Here is a 2000-nt window from a genome sequence, read left to right on the forward strand (position 1 = left end):
CGTTGAACGGTTCGTCGACGGTGGTGGAGGCGACGTTGTCGTTGCCTGGTGGGGTCGGCGAGTTCAAGGGCGAGTTCAAGTCGTGACGGCAACACCTCGAGGTTGAGGGTTGGGTCGGTTCATCGAGGTCGACCCGGTCGAGGGTGGATGCTCAAACGACCACACCTATGCGTTCGGTGATCCGATCAAGCGCACGATCTGTCGGGCAGGAGTACATTCAGTGACATCGGCAAGAGGATCGCTTCTCTGGTCAAAGAGCTTGTTAAGCGGCAGGCCGAACTGCGGGCGAATGCGGGAAATCTTCCGATGAGCGGAAGGATGAGTATTCAGGGTCATCGGACCCAGTTTGCGGGGAAGCAGCGGTCGCTCCGACGTAGCCTCAAGAACTGGCAGTCGGACGGCTGTGGCGGGACCCGCGGTGGCGGCACCGGATATTTCGACATGTCAATGGCGTTCAGATTGTCCTTTATGGCCTTTCCGTGGCCTGCCGGAATGGGCCCAGGGCACCGAGGAGGCAGGTTCGCCCTGAGTCCGTGGCACGTAGTTGCAGTCGTCGCCGTCGTTGTGCTGGTGGTTCACAGTGGCGGGGCAGCGGCTCCTCTCGTGGTGGCGGCGTGAACGCGGATGACCTTTTAGCCGAGTCGTACTGGATGCACTGGATCCTGTCCAACTGTGACTCAAGGGAAGATCGTCTGAAGGCCGAGAAGCTCGGATGGGCGCCCGATCAACTCGACGATGTGATCCGCGCGAAGGATCTCGGACATGTTCTTGATCTCATATCGAAGCTCGCAGAAATGGCGCCGAATGAGTTCGCGCGACAATGCCTTGCTGCTGGACCGGTTGAGGACCTTCTATGCATGCTGGATCTCGGGCGGGTGGCCGAGTTGCGGCAGGCGGTCCGTAACTCCAAGGCTCTGGCCGAGTTGATGGCGATGTGCGTTCAAATCAGTCCGCCCGAAGTGGCCGATCGAGCCCAGGAGAGTCTGCGTAGCTAAAAGGCTGCGCGGATTGATCAGCCGGTTGGGTCCCAGCGGTCTCGCCAGTCGATCAGTATTGCTGTCAGGAGGAACACGGAAATGACGCAGGTGCAGGGGTATAAGGCTGGGCGCGTCGCGCGCCTGCGGCGCCACCCGCTGACATTCGTCTTCGGATTCCCGCTCACGGGTCGGGGCTTCCTAACGCCGCAGCTTGTCTGGCTCGGAATCGCCGTTCGAGCGCCGTTCTCGGTGCTGACAGGCTTTGAATCAACGCTGCTGATGGTGCTCTGGCCAGTCTGCGCAGTGGCTGCGACGTGGCGGGCAAGAGTTGTCGATGGCACTCTGATTTGTACGACTTTCGGGATCCGGACCCTCGTGATAGACCTGAGGCGGTCTGGAGAGTGTCGGCTGGTATCCCTGCCGGTAGTGGGCCTTGGGTACCTGCCGACGCTGACGTTTGACGAGGCGTGGGTGGTGTGGCGGGTGGGTAGGCGAAGGCTGCCACGGCTGATGTTTGATGTTCCGCTGGTGATGACTAGCGGCTCGACGCGGGCGCGGGGTCAAGAATGGATTGAGGTGATCGCTAGCGCCGCGAAGTCCGATCTCGGGCCCACTCTACCCTATCAACGCAAACATCGGAAGCGAAAGGGGTAGCATTGATTTGATGATGTGCTCGGACTTGAGTCCGTGTCGCGACAGGCCGGCGGGCGCGGCTGCCTGGCCGATCCGACGTACAACGGCTGGGGTCGCATGACCGGGGTGTCGTATCGGTCGGGTGGGACGAGCAAGGGGAACGCGACGTCGGGTTCGTTCACGGTCGATCCGGTGTGGTTCCGGCCCAACGGTGTCACGTGGTCGGGTCCGGGCGGCGCGATCGCGGCGAACGCCCGCACGACCCGTTTGGACGGGAATGTGGTTGACGAAACGATCGATGGGGTTGATGGGTATCCTGGCGGGGAGAGCTTCGGGTACGACAACGCGGGCCGTCTTGTTGGGGCTCGGGTGTTGGAACGCACGGCTGGG

Annotated in this window: 2 protein-coding genes; both read left to right on the top strand. The window is 61.9% G+C overall.

Features of this window, described 5'->3' with window-relative positions:
- Positions 1-614: 614 nt before the first annotated feature.
- Positions 615-995 (top strand): DUF6869 domain-containing protein, encoded by a 381-nt coding sequence (locus Q0627_RS06975; RefSeq protein ID WP_298808657.1) that lies wholly within the window; start codon positions 615-617, stop codon positions 993-995.
- Between the two features lie 669 nt (positions 996-1664).
- Positions 1665-2000 (top strand): hypothetical protein (locus Q0627_RS06980; RefSeq protein ID WP_298808659.1); only part of this gene is annotated, 336 nt, incomplete at its 3' end.

It is taken from the genome of uncultured Gordonia sp., from assembly GCF_937858515.1.
GTDB lineage: Bacteria > Actinomycetota > Actinomycetes > Mycobacteriales > Mycobacteriaceae > Gordonia.